General features: G+C 75.2%; 13 protein-coding genes. 9 read left to right on the forward strand and 4 right to left on the reverse strand.

Annotated elements, in window-relative coordinates:
- Window positions 1-7: 7 nt before the first annotated feature.
- A complete protein-coding gene (locus J116_RS21810; protein ID WP_023589207.1) occupies window positions 8-838 on the reverse strand; it encodes a DUF4184 family protein in 831 nt (276 codons plus the stop codon).
- Between J116_RS21810 and J116_RS30025 the strand changes: the two genes are divergently transcribed.
- Window positions 744-950 carry a hypothetical protein gene (locus J116_RS30025; protein ID WP_162494544.1) on the forward strand — a complete coding sequence of 69 codons (207 nt, stop codon included), beginning with the start codon at window positions 744-746 and terminating at the stop codon, window positions 948-950. The genes J116_RS21810 and J116_RS30025 overlap by 95 nt on opposite strands.
- 132 nt (window positions 951-1,082) lie before the next feature.
- The gene (locus tag J116_RS21815) at window positions 1,083-2,858 is read left to right on the forward strand and encodes a lytic transglycosylase domain-containing protein (protein WP_023589208.1); all 1,776 of its coding nucleotides are present in this window, start codon (window positions 1,083-1,085) and stop codon (window positions 2,856-2,858) included.
- Between the two features lie 95 nt (window positions 2,859-2,953).
- Here J116_RS21815 and J116_RS21820 read toward each other — a convergent pair whose 3' ends face one another.
- Together J116_RS21820 and J116_RS21825 are read right to left on the reverse strand one after the other, a co-directional pair.
- A complete protein-coding gene (locus J116_RS21820) occupies window positions 2,954-5,668 on the reverse strand; it encodes an ATP-dependent RNA helicase (RefSeq protein ID WP_023589209.1) in 2,715 nt (904 codons plus the stop codon).
- Window positions 5,669-5,672: 4 nt separating this feature from the next.
- Entirely contained in the window at window positions 5,673-6,533 is an 861-nt protein-coding gene (locus J116_RS21825; protein ID WP_023589210.1) for a class I SAM-dependent methyltransferase, read from the reverse strand.
- Window positions 6,534-6,946: 413 nt separating this feature from the next.
- Between J116_RS21825 and rpsA the strand changes: the two genes are divergently transcribed.
- The 4 genes from rpsA (at window position 6,947) to J116_RS21845 (ending at window position 10,929) form a co-directional block, all read left to right on the forward strand.
- Window positions 6,947-8,446, forward strand: a complete 1,500-nt coding sequence (rpsA, locus tag J116_RS21830; RefSeq protein ID WP_010474138.1) for a 30S ribosomal protein S1 — start codon at window positions 6,947-6,949, stop codon at window positions 8,444-8,446.
- 334 nt (window positions 8,447-8,780) lie between these two features.
- Window positions 8,781-9,722: a PAC2 family protein gene (locus J116_RS21835; protein WP_023589211.1), complete on the forward strand. Its 942-nt coding sequence runs from the start codon at window positions 8,781-8,783 to the stop codon at window positions 9,720-9,722.
- 155 nt (window positions 9,723-9,877) lie between these two features.
- Complete coding sequence (gene coaE, locus J116_RS21840; protein ID WP_023589212.1) at window positions 9,878-10,489, forward strand: dephospho-CoA kinase; 612 nt, start codon at window positions 9,878-9,880, stop codon at window positions 10,487-10,489.
- Window positions 10,490-10,539: 50 nt separating this feature from the next.
- Window positions 10,540-10,929 (forward strand): tetratricopeptide repeat protein, encoded by a 390-nt coding sequence (locus J116_RS21845; protein ID WP_028964379.1) that lies wholly within the window; start codon window positions 10,540-10,542, stop codon window positions 10,927-10,929.
- A 144-nt stretch (window positions 10,930-11,073) separates the two neighbouring features.
- Here J116_RS21845 and J116_RS21850 read toward each other — a convergent pair whose 3' ends face one another.
- Window positions 11,074-11,373, reverse strand: coding sequence for a DUF6343 family protein (locus J116_RS21850; protein WP_037948136.1), 300 nt, complete (start codon window positions 11,371-11,373; stop codon window positions 11,074-11,076).
- Between the two features lie 166 nt (window positions 11,374-11,539).
- Here J116_RS21850 and J116_RS21855 point away from each other — a divergent pair, with 166 nt between their 5' ends.
- The 3 genes from J116_RS21855 to J116_RS21865 are packed head-to-tail and all read left to right on the forward strand — an operon-like array spanning window position 11,540 to window position 16,305.
- Entirely contained in the window at window positions 11,540-14,485 is a 2,946-nt protein-coding gene (locus J116_RS21855; protein ID WP_023589215.1) for a DEAD/DEAH box helicase, read from the forward strand.
- A gap of 16 nt (window positions 14,486-14,501) precedes the next feature.
- Window positions 14,502-15,809 (forward strand): SWIM zinc finger family protein, encoded by a 1,308-nt coding sequence (locus J116_RS21860; RefSeq protein ID WP_023589216.1) that lies wholly within the window; start codon window positions 14,502-14,504, stop codon window positions 15,807-15,809.
- A 55-nt stretch (window positions 15,810-15,864) separates the two neighbouring features.
- A complete protein-coding gene (locus tag J116_RS21865) occupies window positions 15,865-16,305 on the forward strand; it encodes a hypothetical protein (RefSeq protein ID WP_037946869.1) in 441 nt (146 codons plus the stop codon).
- Window positions 16,306-16,314: the final 9 nt, after the last annotated feature.

Below are 16,314 nucleotides of genomic sequence, written 5' to 3' on the forward strand. Positions count from 1 at the left end.
CCCCGGGTCAGCGGCGGGTGGCCGCGCCGGACCGCAGCCGCATCCCCGCCCCGTACAGGACGATCCCAACGGCCAGCCCCGCCCCGGCGCCGAAGCACGCGGTCGGGATGATGTCCAGGGGCGTCTCGATCCGGCCCCAGTACGCGTACCAGCGGGCGCACCGGTGCACGATCCCGGCCGCCACGCACCCCGCGAGCAGCCCGCCCGCCAGCCACCGGCCCCGCCGCGTCAGCCCCGGCCGCACCGCGCCCGCCTCGCCCGCCTCCTCGGCCCGGCCGGCGGGCACCCGGCGCAGCGCCCCGTACCCGAACCAGGCCAGGACGCCCAGCGCCGCCGCCGAGCTGCCGTACTGGACGTACGTGTACACCGGGAAGCCCGCGAGGGGCTCACCGAGCACGGGCAGCACCCGCGTGCCCCACCGGCCCGGGTGCGTGAACAGGTCCCACACGACATGCGTGGCGGCCCCGATGACCGCCGACACGTAGAACCACACCGCCAGTGCCACCGGACGGCGCTCCCGCCACGGCCTGCCGCGCAGCACCACGTACACCCGGCCCCGCCACCGCCCCGGAAGCAGCGCCATCAGCGGCTCACGGACCATCAGCCACAACGCCGTCAGCACAGCGGCAACCCAAGGGTCCACGGCCAGCACCCCGAGCGCGCTGTGCGTCACATCGCCGAACGTCATGGCGCCCGGCACGAAACTGTCCGCGAAGTACGTCATATCGGGCGACAACGACCCCATGACGAGCGCCGAGGCGGCCAGAGGGCCGCGCGCGGCGCCGGACCGGCGTATCCCCGGCAGCACTGCGGCGGCATGGCTGAGCGTGAACGGCATGAGTGACGGCCCCCGTAATCGGTACTCCCCCAGCAATTCGGTCAGTATCAATCATCACGTGATCGATATGCGGCATCGTCAGATCAGAGAGGGCCGCAAGGACGACCGGTGACGAAAGCGTGAAAAGCGGTCACTCCTCGGTGTCCTGAGGCCCCGAGTTGACGTAGGGTCGCCTGAGCCGCGCACCGGGGCGCGCGGCAGAGGTCATCGGCGCCGACGGGCGCCACCGGGGAGGGACATACGCATGGCAGCGCATATCCGCCATCGACTGCGCAAGGGCGCCACCACCACCGCGGTCGCCGCGGCGGCCGTGGCAGCGCTCTCGGCATCACAGGCACCGGGCGCCACCCCCGCCACCATCGGCGGTCAGCCGACCGGTGACGCGACACCGCCCACCTCGTCGGGGTCCACCGCCACCGGCGACTCGCCCTACTACACCGACCTGCCGCCGCTGAACACCCCCAACCCCGTGGGGCCCGGCGAAGGACCCGTCGTGACCGGCCCCGCCGAAGCGGGCATCCCGGCGACCGTGCTCGCCGCCTACAAGAAGGCCGAACAGCACGTCAAGAACACCAGGCCCGGCTGCAACCTGCCCTGGCAACTCCTCGCGGGCATCGGCAAAGTGGAGTCCGGCCAGGCCCGCGGCGGCCGTGTGGACGCCAATGGCACCACCTTGTCGCCCATCCTGGGCCCCGTCCTCAACGGCAACGGCTTCGCCAACATCAGCGACACCGACGACGGCGCCCACGACGGCGACAGCCGCTACGACCGCGCCGTCGGCCCCATGCAGTTCATCCCGTCCACCTGGGCCGACTGGGGCCAGGACGCCAACGGCGACGGCCGCAAGGACCCCAACAACATCTACGACGCCGCCCAGGCCGCCGGGATGTACCTGTGCGCCAACAACCGCGACCTCGCGGTCAAGGCCGACCTCGACCGGGCCATCCTCAGCTACAACCAGTCCCGCGAGTACCTGCGCACGGTCCTGTCCTGGTTCGAGTTCTACAAGCGCGGCACCCACCAGGTCCCCGACGGCTCCGGCGTGCAGCCCGTCGACCGCAGCGACTCCCGCACCCCGGGCCGTCCCGGGTACACCCCGCTCCCGACGACCGTGCCGTCGCCCTCGGGCACCACGCCGTCCACCGGCGGCAAGCCGGGCACGGGCACCACGCCCTCCCCGGCACCCGGCACGACCACCCCGCCGCCCAAGCCGGCTCCCGTGGAGACGATCCCGTCGAGGCCCAGCCCCACCCCGCCGCCGACCACCCCGACCCCCAAGCCGACGCCGACCCCGACGCCGACCCCCACGCCCGCGACACCCGCCGAGCGCGTCAACCGCCTCGCGGACGCCGGCACCGGCACCCTCACCGCCCCCGCGGGCACCGAGTTCGCCGAGCGTCCGTCCGTCGTCGCCCGCGACGCCTGGGGCAACGCGGTCGCCGACGCACCGGTCCGGTTCGAGATCACCGGTGACACCGACGCCCGCTTCGCCGACGGCACCACCGCCGTCACCGTCACCACCGGCAGCGACGGCACGGCCACCGCCCCCGCCCTGCGGGCCGGTGAGAAGACCGGTCAGTTCACCGTCCGCGCCGCCGTGGCCGAGCGCCCGGCCCTCGCCCCCGTCGCCTTCACGGCGACCGTCACCATCGGCGCGGCCGACACGCTCACCCGGACCGGCGAGACCGGCCTGACGGCCGCCGCCGAAGGCGAGTTCGCCCAGCGCCTCACGGTCAAGGCCACCCGCAAGGGCGCCGCCGTCCCCGGCACCACCCTGACCGCCACCATGGTCACCACGGCCGCCGACGGCACCCAGGCGCCCAGCGACAAGGGCCCCTACTTCAAGGACGCCCAGGGCAACCCGCTCCGCACGCTCACCGGGCTGACCACCGACGCGAGCGGCGTCCTCCAGCTCCCGGCGATGTACGCGGACGGCCAGACCGGCACGTTCCTGCTGCGCCTCACCGCCAAGGGCGGCGCGAGCCTGACCGTCGAACTGAAGGTCACCGCCGCCGCCTGACCCGCCCACGCCGACGGCCCGCCCCCTCGCACAGGACGAGGAAGGCGGGCCGTCGCCGTACGAGCACCGCGGCCCGCCCCGCACGGGCGCGTCCTTCAGCGCCGCGGATTCGTCCGCCGCGTCGCCGGGGCCGCCGCGGGGTCCTCCGGCCACGGGTGCTTCGGGTACCGGCCGCGCAACTCCGCCCGCACCGCCCGGTAGCCGTCCCGCCAGAACGACTCCAGGTCCGCCGTCACCGCCGCGGGCCGCCCCGCGGGCGACAGCAGGTGCACCAGCACGGGCACTCCCGCGACCCGCGGCGTCCGCGCCAGCCCGAACATCTCCTGGAGCTTCACCGCGAGGACCGGCTGCTCGCCCCCGTACTCCACGCGTATCCGCGAACCGCTCGGCACCTCGATCCGCTCCGGCGCCAGCTCGTCCAGCCGCGCCGCGTCACCGCTCGCCCACGGCAGGAGCCGCCGCAGGGACTCCCCGGCGTCGATCCGCGCCAGCCCGGCCCGCCGCCGCGCCGCCGACAGCTCGGGCTCCAGCCACTCCCCGGCCCGCTCAACCAGCGCCCCGTCCGACACGTCCGGCCACGGCGCCCCCACCACCCGGTGCAGGAACGCCAGCCGCTCCCGCAGCCGCACCGCGTCCGGCGACCAGCGCAGCAGCCCAAGGCCCTCCCGCCGCAGCCCCTCCAGCAGAGCCTCCCGTACGAGCCCGGGCGCGGCGTCCCCGAGCGGCCGTACGGCCAGATCGACGGCGCCCAGCCGCTCCACCGACCGCGCCACGACGTCACCGTCCTGCCACCGCACCTCGTCACCCGCCACCAGCAGGTGCCCCGCGGCGAGCCGCGCGGTGTCCTCGTCGCACACGGCGGCGAGCCGCACCCGGGCCGACGCGGAGTGCGCGGGCCGGTCGGCCACGGCCACCGCCAGCCACCCGGCCGACCGCAGCCCGGACTCCCGCCCCACCTCGGCCCCGGTCCCGGCCACCATCAGAAAGGACCCGCCGCCCCGCGCCCGAGCCACCCGCTCCGGAAACGCCAACGCGACCACGACCCCGGCGGCCATGTCGTCCGACAGGCCCCCACCGAACCCGGCACCCGAGGACCGGACCCCACCCCGAGCACCAGCGTGCCCGGCACCACCGGCACCACCAGCCGCAGCCCCGGCCCCACCGGAAACCCCCGCCAGCTGCCGCTCCAGCCGCCCCGCCTCCCGGCGCCACCGCGCCCCGTACGCGTCACCGCCCCGCCGCGCGGCCCGCCACGCCACGGCCACGTCGTCGCCGTACTCGCGCGGCGGCTCCTCGCCCAGCAGCGCCACCAGCTCCGCCGCCCGCCGCGCACCCACCAGCGGCGCACCGTCCAGGAGCGCCCGCGCCAGCCGGGGGTGCAGCCCCAGCCGCGCCATCCGGACGCCCCGCTCCGTCACCCGGCCACCAGCCACCGGGGCACCACCAGCGTCACCGGCCACCTCCGCACCACCAGCCACCCCAGCACCAACAGCACCACCAACCACCTCAGCGCCACCGGCACCACCAACCGCCCCAGCGCCACCGGCACCGCCCACACCACCGGCGCCCCCCGCACCCCGCGCCTCCACCGCGCCGACCGCCTCCAGCACCGACCGCGCCGCCGCCATCGCGCCCGCCGGGGGAGCGTCCAGCAGCGCCAGGCCGGACGCGTCCGGGTCGCCCCACGCCGCCACCTGCAACGCGAACCCCGTCAGGTCCGCCACCTGGATCTCCGGCGCGGGGAACGCCGGAAGCCGCCCGTCCTCCGCCTCCGGCCAGCAGCGGTACACCGCACCGGGAGCCTCACGCCCCGCACGCCCGGCCCGCTGCCGCGCCGAGGCCCGCGACGCCCGTACCGTCGCCAGCGCGCTCAGCCCCCGGGCGTGGTCCACGCGCGGCTCCCGCGCCAGCCCGGAGTCCACGACGACCCGCACGCCCGGCACCGTCAGCGACGACTCCGCCACCGCCGTCGCCAGCACCACCCGCCGCCCGCGCCCCGGCGACAGCACCGCCTCCTGCACCGGGGCGGGCGCCCGGCCGTGCACCTGGAGCACCTCCACCCCGCGCAGGTCCGACAGCAGCCCGGCCACCCGGGCGATCTCGCCCACACCCGGCAGGAAACACAGCACGTCACCGTCGCGCTCGGCCAGCGCCCGCCGCACCACCCCCGCCACGTGCGCCAGCAGCGCCGGGTCCACGAACATCCCGTGCGCCGGCCGCACCGGCTTGCCCGGCGGGGCCCACACGACCTCCACCGGGTACGCCGTACCCGCCGCCTCCACGACGGGCGCGCCGCCCAGCAGCCGCGCCCACCCCTCGGCGTCCGTCGTCGCCGACGCCGCCAGCAGCCGCAGCTCCGGCCGCAGCGCCTCCCGTACGTCCAGCAGGAACGCCGCGACCGTGTCCGCGTCCAGATGCCGCTCGTGGCACTCGTCCAGCATCACCACGTCCACCCCGGGCAGCTCCTGGTCCCGCTGGAGCCGCTGGAGCAGCACCCCGGTCGTCACCACCTCGACGACCGTCTCCCGCGACACGACCCGCTCGCCGCGCACGGTGAACCCGACCCGGCCGCCGACCTCCTGGCCCAGCAGCCACGCCATCCGCCGCGCCGCGCCCCGCGCGGCGATCCGCCGGGGCTCGGCCACGACGACCCGCGCGCCCCGCTCCGCCAGCGCCAGCGGCACCAGCGTCGTCTTGCCGGTCCCGGGCGGCGCGCACAGCACCGCCGCCCCGTGCCCGTCCAGCGCCCGCTCCAGCGCGGGCAGGGCGTGCCGTACGGGAAGCCGCTCCCGCTCCTCCTCGCGGATCACCGGCTCACGCGCCCCGTCCGGAGCCCTCGCCCCGCCCGCCCCGGCCGACGTCCTCGCGCTCGTCCCGCTCGCACACGAAGACCGCCGTACCGGGGACGAGGCTGCCGCGCAGCGGCGACCAGCCGCCCCACTCCTGGCTGTTCCAGGCAGGCCACTCCGGCTCCACCAGGTCCACCAGCCGGAACCCGCCGGCCACCACGTCCCGCACCCGGTCGCCGATCGTCCGGTGGTGCTCCACGTAGACCGCCCGGCCCCGCTCGTCCTGCTCCACGTACGGCGTGCGGTCGAAGTAGGAGGCGGCCACCGTCAGCCCCTCGGGCCCCGGCTCGTCGGGGAACGCCCAGCGGATCGGGTGCGTCACCGAGAACACCCACCGGCCGCCCGGCCGCAGCACCCGCCGCACCTCCCGGAACACCCGCACCGGATCGGCGACGAACGGCACCGCCCCGTACGCCGAGCACGCCACGTCGAAGGAGCCGTCCCGGAACGGCAGCGTCCCCGCGTCCGCCTGCACCAGCGCCAGCCCGTCCGCGCCGATGCGCAGCGCGTGCTGGAGCTGCCGGTGCGACAGGTCCAGCGCCACCGGGCGGGCGCCCTCGGCCGCCAGCCAGCGCGAGCACTGCGCCGCGCCCGCGCCGATCTCCAGCACGTCCAGGCCGCTCAGCGACCCGGCAGGACCCAGCAGCCGCGCCTCCGCCTCGTCCAGCCCCTCGGGGCCCCACACGAACCGGTCGTCACCGAGGAAGCCGCCGTGCTCGCTCTGGTACTCGTCGGCGTTCCGGTCCCACCAGCCGCGGCTGGCCCGGCTGCTCTCCGCGTCCCCGGCGTCACGGCGGGTGGCCTCGGGTTCGTATTCTTGGATCATCTCGTCCGTCGTTGTAGTTTGCGCACTGCGCGCGTTCCGGGCGCCGCGGGGCGACTGCCCGGGGACCGCGCCGCGCACGGCGTGCGCCCCGGCGTGTCACCGGCGCTTTACGGCCAGGACGGCCTCGGCCAAGCTTAGTTGTGCCGGGTATGCGGAATTCCGCCCCGGGTGGGCGCCTTCGCGCATTGACCATGCCCCGCGGCGCCCGTATGCTAAAGGTTGCGCTGCGGGCCTGCGCGCCTCAGACGGAGCAGGCCGCGCTCGCATCTGTTGTATGTCCCCTCGGTTGTCGAGGCGCCACCGGTTCTCCCGGTTCGGCGCTTCCTTGGCTGTCCGGCTTCTGCAGCTGCGATACGGGCTCTCGGCGTAGCAGTACCTACGACTTCAATGTCCGTACCGGAGCCCTTTCCCACATGACGAGCAGCACCGAGACCACCGCCACCACCCCGCAGGTTGCGGTCAACGACATCGGTAACGAGGAAGCTTTCCTCGCCGCGATCGACGAGACGATCAAGTACTTCAACGACGGCGACATCGTCGACGGCGTCATCGTGAAGGTCGACCGGGACGAGGTCCTGCTCGACATCGGTTACAAGACCGAAGGTGTCATTCCGAGCCGCGAGCTCTCGATCAAGCACGACGTCGACCCGAACGAGGTCGTCAAGGTCGGCGACGAGATCGAGGCCCTTGTCCTTCAGAAGGAGGACAAGGAAGGCCGCCTGATCCTCTCGAAGAAGCGCGCCCAGTACGAGCGTGCCTGGGGCACCATCGAGAAGATCAAGGAAGAGGACGGCATCGTCACCGGCACCGTCATCGAGGTCGTCAAGGGTGGTCTCATCCTCGACATCGGCCTCCGTGGCTTCCTGCCGGCCTCCCTCGTCGAGATGCGCCGTGTCCGCGACCTCCAGCCCTACGTGGGCAAGGAGCTCGAGGCCAAGATCATCGAGCTGGACAAGAACCGCAACAACGTGGTCCTGTCCCGCCGCGCCTGGCTGGAGCAGACCCAGTCCGAGGTCCGCCAGACGTTCCTCACGACCCTCCAGAAGGGTCAGGTCCGCTCCGGCGTCGTGTCCTCGATCGTCAACTTCGGTGCCTTCGTGGACCTGGGTGGCGTCGACGGTCTGGTCCACGTCTCCGAGCTGTCCTGGAAGCACATCGACCACCCGTCCGAGGTCGTCGAGGTCGGCCAGGAGGTCACGGTCGAGGTCCTGGACGTCGACATGGACCGCGAGCGCGTCTCCCTGTCGCTGAAGGCGACGCAGGAGGACCCGTGGCAGCAGTTCGCCCGTACGCACCAGATCGGCCAGGTCGTCCCGGGTAAGGTCACGAAGCTGGTTCCGTTCGGCGCGTTCGTCCGCGTGGACGAGGGCATCGAGGGTCTGGTCCACATCTCCGAGCTGGCCGAGCGCCACGTGGAGATCCCGGAGCAGGTCGTCCAGGTCAACGACGAGATCTTCGTCAAGGTCATCGACATCGACCTCGAGCGCCGCCGCATCAGCCTCTCGCTGAAGCAGGCCAACGAGTCCTTCGGTGCCGACCCGGCGTCGGTCGAGTTCGACCCGACCCTGTACGGCATGGCCGCGTCCTACGACGACCAGGGCAACTACATCTACCCCGAGGGCTTCGACCCGGAGACCAACGACTGGCTGCCGGGCTACGAGGCCCAGCGCGAGGCGTGGGAGACCCAGTACGCCGAGGCGCAGCAGCGCTTCGAGCAGCACCAGGCCCAGGTCATCAAGTCCCGCGAGGCCGACGAGGCCGCCGCTGCCGAGGGTGGCTCCGCCGCCCCCGCCGGTGCCGGCGCCCCGACCGGTGGCTCCTACTCCTCGGAGTCGGACGACAACTCCGGCGCCCTGGCGTCGGACGAGGCGCTCGCCGCCCTCCGCGAGAAGCTGGCCGGCGGCCAGAGCTGAACGGCTCTGCACCGAACTGCTAGTTCCTAGCCGGTAACACCGAGGCCCGCCCCCACTGTGGGGCGGGCCTCGGTGCGTTTCCGCGCCCGGTCGCCGGCCCCCGCCCGGCGCGTCGGCACAGGCCGCGCGCGAGATGGACATCGCACCGTGCGAGATGGGCACCGGCGCACCGTGCGAGATGGGCACCGGCGCACTGTGCGGGATGGGCACCGGCCTCGGCGGGCCCGCGAGAGGGCGTCGGCGCGTGGCTCGTACCAGGCCCTCGGCGCGTCGGCGGGAATGTCAGTGGCCCGTGGGACGTTGTTCCGTGGGAACACGAGGAGGAGCGGTAATCGTGCTTGATCCGCAGGATTTGTACGCATGGGAGCCGAAGGGCCTGGCAGTCGCCGACATGGCGCTCGCCCAGGAATCGGCCGGCCTGATCATGCTCTATCACTTCGACGGATACATCGACGCGGGAGAGACCGGCGAGCAGATCGTCGACAGCCTGCTGGACTCCCTTCCGCACCAGGTCGTGGCCCGCTTCGACCACGACCGCCTGGTCGACTACCGGGCCCGCCGCCCGCTGCTCACCTTCCGCCGCGACCGCTGGACCGCCTACGACACCCCGGCCATCGAGCTGCGGATCGTCCAGGACGCCACCGGCGCGCCGTTCCTGCTGCTGTCCGGGCCCGAGCCCGACGTGGAGTGGGAGCGCTTCGCCGCCGCCGTGCGGCAGATCGTGGAGCGGCTCGGCGTGCGCCTCTCGGTCAACTTCCACGGCATTCCGATGGGCGTCCCGCACACCCGCCCCGTCGGCCTCACCCCGCACGGCAGCCGCACCGACCTCGTCCCGGGGCACCGCCCCTCGTTCGACGAGGCGCAGGTCCCCGGCAGCGCCGTCGCGCTCATCGAGTACAGGCTGATCGAGGCGGGGCACGACGTGCTGGGCGTCGCCGCGCACGTCCCGCACTACGTGGCCCGCTCCACCTACCCCGACGCGGCGCTCACCGCCGTCGAGGCGATCACGGCCGCGACGGGCCTGGTCCTGCCGGCCGTCGCGCACAACCTGCGCACGGCGGCGCAGCGTACGCAGACCGAGATCGAGCGTCAGATCGGCGAGGGCGACGAGGAGCTGGTCGCCCTGGTCAAGGGGCTTGAGCACCAGTACGACGCGATGGCGGGCGCCGAGACCCGGGGCAGCCTCGTCGCGGAGCCCGTGGACCTGCCGTCCGCCGACGAGATCGGCCGCGAGTTCGAGCGGTTCCTCGCCGAGCGCGAGGGCGACACGCCGTAACGCACGGGCGGCGGCCGTCACGGAGGGAGCGTCCACCGGGACGGCTGTCGGCCCCGTCGCGTCCGCCGCCCTGACCAGCCGTCCCTGTCAACGGCCGGGCGGCCGTGTCCGGGGCGGCCGACGGGCGCCTCGGGGGAGCCCCTAAGCTTCCGCTCATGCTGACCGTAGGTCTCACCGGCGGAATCGGCGCCGGCAAAAGCGAGGTCTCCCGCCTCCTCGTCTCGTACGGCGCCGTCCTCATCGACGCCGACAGGATCGCCCGCGAGGTGGTCGAGCCCGGCACGCCGGGCCTCGCCGCCGTCGTGGAGGCGTTCGGCCCGGACATCCTGACCGACGAGGGCACCCTGGACCGGCCCAGGCTCGGGTCCATCGTCTTCGGCGACGCCGAACGCCTCGCCACCCTCAACGGCATCGTCCACCCCCTCGTCGGCGCCCGCTCCGCCGAGCTCCAGGCCGCCGCCGCGCCGGACGCCGTCGTCGTCCACGACGTGCCGCTGCTCACCGAGAACGGCCTCGCCCCGCTCTACGACGTCGTCGTGGTCGTGGAGGCGTCCACCGGGACCCGGCTCGAACGGCTCGTACGGCTCCGGGGCATGACCGAGTCCGAGGCCCGCGCCCGCATGGCCGCCCAGGCCACCCCCGAGCAGCGCCGCGCCGTCGCCGACTACGTCATCGACAACGACGGCCCGCTCGAAGCGCTGGAACCGCGGGTCCGGAAGGTGTGGGAGGAGCTGACGGCACGCGCCGCCCGCACCGCGCCGGAATAGGCGGCCCGCCGGGGATGTTGAACGGCCCCAGCGAGGGGAAGGATCCGACCGTGCCCGACAGCAACCCGGAAACCCATGTCATCGACTACCGGGCGGCCGAGCAGCTGCTGGCCGCACGGGACCCGCGCGGCGCCGTCAAGCTGCTGGACTCGGTGATCGCCGCCCATCCGGAGAACACCGCCGCACGCCTCCTGCGCGCCCGCGCGTTCTTCGCGGCGGCCCAGCTGCGCCCCGCCGAGCTCGAGTTCGAGCTCGTCCTCGAGCGCGAGCCGGACAACGCCTACGCCCACTTCGGGCTGGCCCGCACCCTGCAACGGGCCGGCCGCCCCCAGCACGCCCGGCGCCACTTCCGCCTGGCCGCCGCCCTCGACCCGAAGCCCGAGTACCTGGAAGCGGCCCGCTTCGACACCCCGACGGACGGCGACGGCCCGACGCCGTGAACCCTGACGGCCCGACGCCGTTAACCCTGACCGCCCGGCGCGGGGAACCTCCGACCGGCACCGGCACGCATGGGCGCGCCGGGCAGGCGGTGCAGGCGGGGCGGGCTTCCCGCGGGGCGCCTGTGACCCCTGCGGGACACCCCTCTAGGGTCCCGTGGGCGGCCCGCCGCGCCGTCGGCCCGTGCGGCCGGGCCGGTACGGCTCGTACGGGGGAACGTCCGGGCCCGGCTGGTAACGGGCGCCCTGCCTCATGTGGCGCACGATCATCACCACGTCGGTGGCCACCACCAGCAGCAGCACCCCGCAGGCGATCGCCCAGCCCGTCCGGCCCGTCCACGCGAACGCGACGGTGCCGGCGAGGGCCCACAGCAGGCCCCACATCCCGAGCCCGAGGCGCAGCCGCAGCGGACTGCGCGCGGTGACCGGTTCGTTTCCACTGCGCATGATCATCGATCTCCCGCCCCGGCGGGTACCCACGAACCGCGCCTTGACCCCGCCCTCCGGTCCCGCTCCCGACCGACGGCGGGGCCCGTTGTCAGACCCCCGCCGTAAGGTCGGTGATGGACAGGACCCGACCGCCGGGGGACACGTCAGGGGAGGTGACCGGCTCATGAGCGACGACACGCCACGTGCGCGCGCCCCGCACGGCTGCGCCGCCGTGTTCCTGCCCGCCGCCCTGCCCCGCGACGGCCGCGTCGCCTTCTGGTCCCCCGACGGCGCCCCCCTCCCCTCCGCCCCGCCGTACGGCACCACCCCGCCGTACGCCACCGACCTGCCGTACGGCACCGCCCCGCCGCACGCCACCGGCCCGGCGGGCGTGACCGGCCCACCGGGGACACCCCGACCGGCAGAGACCATCGCCCCGCCGTGGCAGACCGGCACGCTCACGGTCGTACGGCGCCACGGCGACGGGGCCCGCAGCCGCCGCGTGCCCGCCCTGCTGCTGCCCGTCGCCGACGCCCTGCCCCTGCTCGCCGCCGCCCGCCACGACCCGCGCGCCCACCCCGCCACCGCCTGCTGGGGCGCCGCCACCCTGCACGGGCTGCACCTCGCCGCCCGGGGCCGCCTCCTGCCCGGCCTCACCGCCGACGACCTGGACGCCTGGCGGGCCGGCCCGCTGGACGCCGACGACATCGCCCACCTGCGCGCCGTCGCCGCCGCCATGCCGTACGAGGCGCACGCCGTGCCCGTACCGGGCCGCAAACCGCTGCAGCTGCCCGAGCCCGAGGCGCTCGTCCGGGCGTTCCTCGACGCCGTGGCCGACAGCCTGCCGCGCACGCCCGCCGCCGCGTACGCCGCGGGGGCGCCGTTCGCCGCGCGGGAGCCGCAGCGGCTGCCCCACGCGCGCGCGTGGGCCGCCGAGGCGGCCGCCGGGATGGACGCGGGCGTCCGCGTCTCGCTGCGCCTCGACCTCTCCTCGTACGAGCTGTTCGACACGGCCCCGGACGGCGGCGACGAGCGGCGGGCCGCGGCGGCGGTCGTCCAGGTGCACAGCCTCGCCGACCCCGCCCTCGTCCTCGACGCCGACGCCCTGTGGGCCGGTGAGGACGACCACCTGGGGCCCCGCGCGCGCGTGGACGCCCTGCTCGCCCTGCGCCGCGCCGCCCGCGTCTGGGCCCCGCTCGGCCGGCTCCTGGAGCGCCCCGTCCCCGACGTCCTCGCTCTCACCGAGGACGAGCTGTACGAGCTGCTGGGCCCCGCCGCCGCCCGCCTCGACGCGGCGGGCGTCACCGTGCACTGGCCCCGCGAGCTGGCCCGGACGCTCACCGCCGCCGCCGTGGTCCGGCCCGCGCCCGGTTCCGCCACGGACGGCACGGCGTTCTTCGACAGCGCCTCCCTGCTCCGTTTCGACTGGCAGCTCGCCCTGGACGGCGACCCCCTGACCGAGCGGGAGATGGACGCCCTCGCTGAGGCCCACCGGCCCGTCGTACGGCTCCGCGACCGCTGGGTCGTCGTCGATCCCGCCCTCGTCCGCAAGGCACGCAAGCGGCAGCTCGGCCTGCTGGAGCCGGTGGACGCGCTCGCCGCCGCCCTCACCGGCACCGCCGAGGTCGACGGCGAGACCGTGCCCGCCGTCCCCGTCGGCGCGCTCGCCGACCTGCGCGACCGGCTCACCGCGGGACCCGTCCCCGCTGCCCCGCCGCCCGGCCTCGACGCGACCCTGCGCGACTACCAGCTGCGCGGCCTGGCCTGGCTCGACCTGATGGCCTCCCTCGGCCTCGGCGGCTGCCTCGCCGACGACATGGGCCTCGGCAAGACCGTCACGCTCATCGCCCTCCACCTGCGCCGCGCCCGCCCGGAACCGACCCTCGTCGTCTGCCCCGCCTCACTCCTCGGCAACTGGCAGCGCGAGATCCGCCGCTTCGCGCCCGGCGTGCCCGTCCGCCGCTTCCACGGCGCCGCCCGCACCCTCGACGGCACCGACGGCGGGTTCGTCCTCACCACGTACGGCACGATGCGCACCAGCGCCGCGCAGCTCGCCGCACAGCCGTGGGGCCTGGTCGTCGCGGACGAGGCGCAGCACGTGAAGAACCCGTTCTCCGCCACGGCCAAGGCGCTGCGCACGATTCCCGCCCCCGCCCGCGTCGCCCTCACCGGCACGCCCGTCGAGAACAACCTCTCCGAGCTGTGGGCCCTGCTCGACTGGACCACCCCCGGCCTCCTCGGCCCGCTGAAGGCGTTCCGCGCCCGGCACGCCCGCGCCGTCGAGAACAGCGAGGAGATCGAGAACGAGGAGGCCGTCGAGCGGCTAGCCCGGCTCGTCCGCCCCTTCCTGCTGCGCCGCCGCAAGTCCGACCCGGGCATCGTCCCCGAGCTGCCGCCCAAGACCGAGTCCGACCACCCCGTGGCCCTCACCCGCGAGCAGGCGTCCCTCTACGAGGCGGTCGTCCGCGAGACGATGACCGCCATCGAGGAGTCCCGGGGCATGGCCCGCCGGGGCCTGATCATGAAGCTGCTCACCTCGCTCAAGCAGATCTGCAACCACCCGGCGCAGTACCTGAAGGAGGACACGCACCGGCTCGCGGGCCGCTCCGGGAAGCTGGCCCTCCTCGACGAGCTGCTCGACACGATCCTCAGCGAGGACGGCTCGGTCCTCGTCTTCACCCAGTACGTGTCCATGGCCCGGCTCCTCACCTCCCACCTGACGGCCCGCGCCATCCCCTCCCAGCTGCTGCACGGCGGCACCCCGATCGCGGAGCGGGAGCGGATGGTCGACCGCTTCCAGGCCGGCGACGTCCCCGTCTTCGTCCTGTCGCTGAAGGCAGCGGGCACCGGCCTCAACCTCACCCGCGCCGGGCACGTCGTCCACTACGACCGCTGGTGGAACCCGGCCGTCGAGGAACAGGCCACCGACCGCGCCTACCGCATCGGGCAGACCCAGCCCGTCCAGGTCCACCGGCTGATCGCGGAGGGCACCGTCGAGGACCGCATCGCCGAACTCCTCGCCTCCAAGCGGGCGCTGGCCGACGCCGTCCTCGGCTCCGGCGAGGCCGCCCTCACCGAGCTGACCGACCGCGAGCTGGCGGACCTCGTGTCGCTGAGGAGGCCGTCGTGACCCTGAGGAGGCCGTCATGACCCCCCGACCCGCCGCCGCGAACCGGCCCGCCCCGCGCCGCCCCGGAAGCGGCGGCCTCCGCGCCGCGCTGCCCGCCCACGACGACCGGCGCCGCACCTTCCCGGCACTGCCGTCCGTCCCCGGCGGGAACGGCGGGTTCGCCACCACCTGGTGGGGCAACGCCTGGGTCGCCGCCCTGGAGGAGACCGCCCTCGACCCGGCCCGCCTCGCCCGCGGCCGCGCCTACGCGGGCCGGGGCCTCGTGGACGCCGTCACCGTCACACCCGGCCGCGTCACGGCGTACGTCCACGGCAGCCGCGCCCGCCCGTACCGCACGCAGATCCGGCTCCAGGTCCTCGGCGACGACGACTGGGAGACGTTCCTCGACGCCGCGGCGGCCCGCCCCGACCACATGGCGGCCCTGCTCGACAAGGACGTCCCCCAGGCGCTGGCCGACCTCACCGACCTCCTCCCGCACGCCGGGGACCTGATCCCCGACTGCTCCTGCCCCGACGACGGATACCCCTGCAAGCACGCCGCCGCCCTCTGCTACCAGGCGGCCCGCCTCCTGGACGAGGACCCGTTCACGCTGTTCCTCATGCGCGGGCGCGGCGAGCAGGAGATCCTCGCCGCGCTCGGCCACCGCAGCGCCGCCGCCTCCGCCGCCGAGGCCGGGGCCGCGCCGCCCCCGCCCGTGGCCACCGTGCCCGCCCGCGAAGCCGTCACGGCGGTACGGACGGCCGCACTGCCTCCGCCGCTGCCGCCCCCGGCCCACCCCGGCCGCCCGCCCGTCTACCCGGAGGCGCCCGGCGCGCCCGACCCGCTCGCCCTGGAGCTCCTCGCCACCGAGGCGGCCGCCCGCGCGCACACCCACCTGACCACAGGGCACGACCCGGTCGCGGGCCTCACCCCGTGGCAGGACGCTGTCCGGCTCGCCGCCGCCCACCCCGGCTCCGGCCTCACCGCCGGCACCCGCGCCCTGTACCGGGACATCGCCGCCGCCGTGGACCGCACACCGGCCGACCTGGCGCGCGCCGTCGCCGCCTGGCGCCAGGGCGGACCAGCCGGACTCGCCGTGCTGGAAGAGGCCTGGGACCCGCCCGCCGGGCCCTTCGACCGGGCCAGACCCGCCCTCACCGCCGCCGACTTCCCGCACTTCCGGCCGTGGCGCAACAGGCTTTCCACCGCCACGCTCCAGCTCCGCTACGGCCGCGACGGGCTCTGGTACGGCTACGAGTCGGACGCGGGCCGCGAGGACTGGTGGCCGCGCGGCACCCCGGACCCCGACCCGGTCGGAGCGCTCGCCGGACTGCTCGGCACCTGAGCGTTACGCTGCAAGCCTGTTCGTGCTGACGATCGGTCGACCCCAAGGGGGAGCGGTGGAAGCGGAGTTGGTGGCGCTGGCGTCGACGGGGGCGGCTGCCCTCGTGCAGCAGATGGTCGGCGAGGCGTGGGAACAGACCCGGGGGCGGGTCGCCGCGTTCTTCGCCCGCCGCTCGGGCCAGGACGTGGCGGTGATCGACGGGGAGCTGGAGGAGGCCAGGGCCGAGCTGGTGGACGCCGAGCGGTCCGGTGACGAGCAGGCCAGGGACGAGGCGCTCACCGAGTGGCGCAGCCGCATGCGCCGCGCCCTGCGCAACGACCCGGAGGCGGCCGGGGAACTGCGCGCCCTGCTGGACGAGTTGAAGGGAACGGAGGCCGCGCCCCGGCAGGTCGTGGAGACCCACAACACGATGACCCACAGCACCGTGCACGGCGGCACGGTGATCCAGGCCGGCACGGTCGGCAGCATCAACTCCGGCGGTGAACGGGCCGGGTGACCTTCACCC

This window comes from Streptomyces thermolilacinus SPC6, assembly GCF_000478605.2.
Lineage (GTDB): Bacteria > Actinomycetota > Actinomycetes > Streptomycetales > Streptomycetaceae > Streptomyces > Streptomyces thermolilacinus.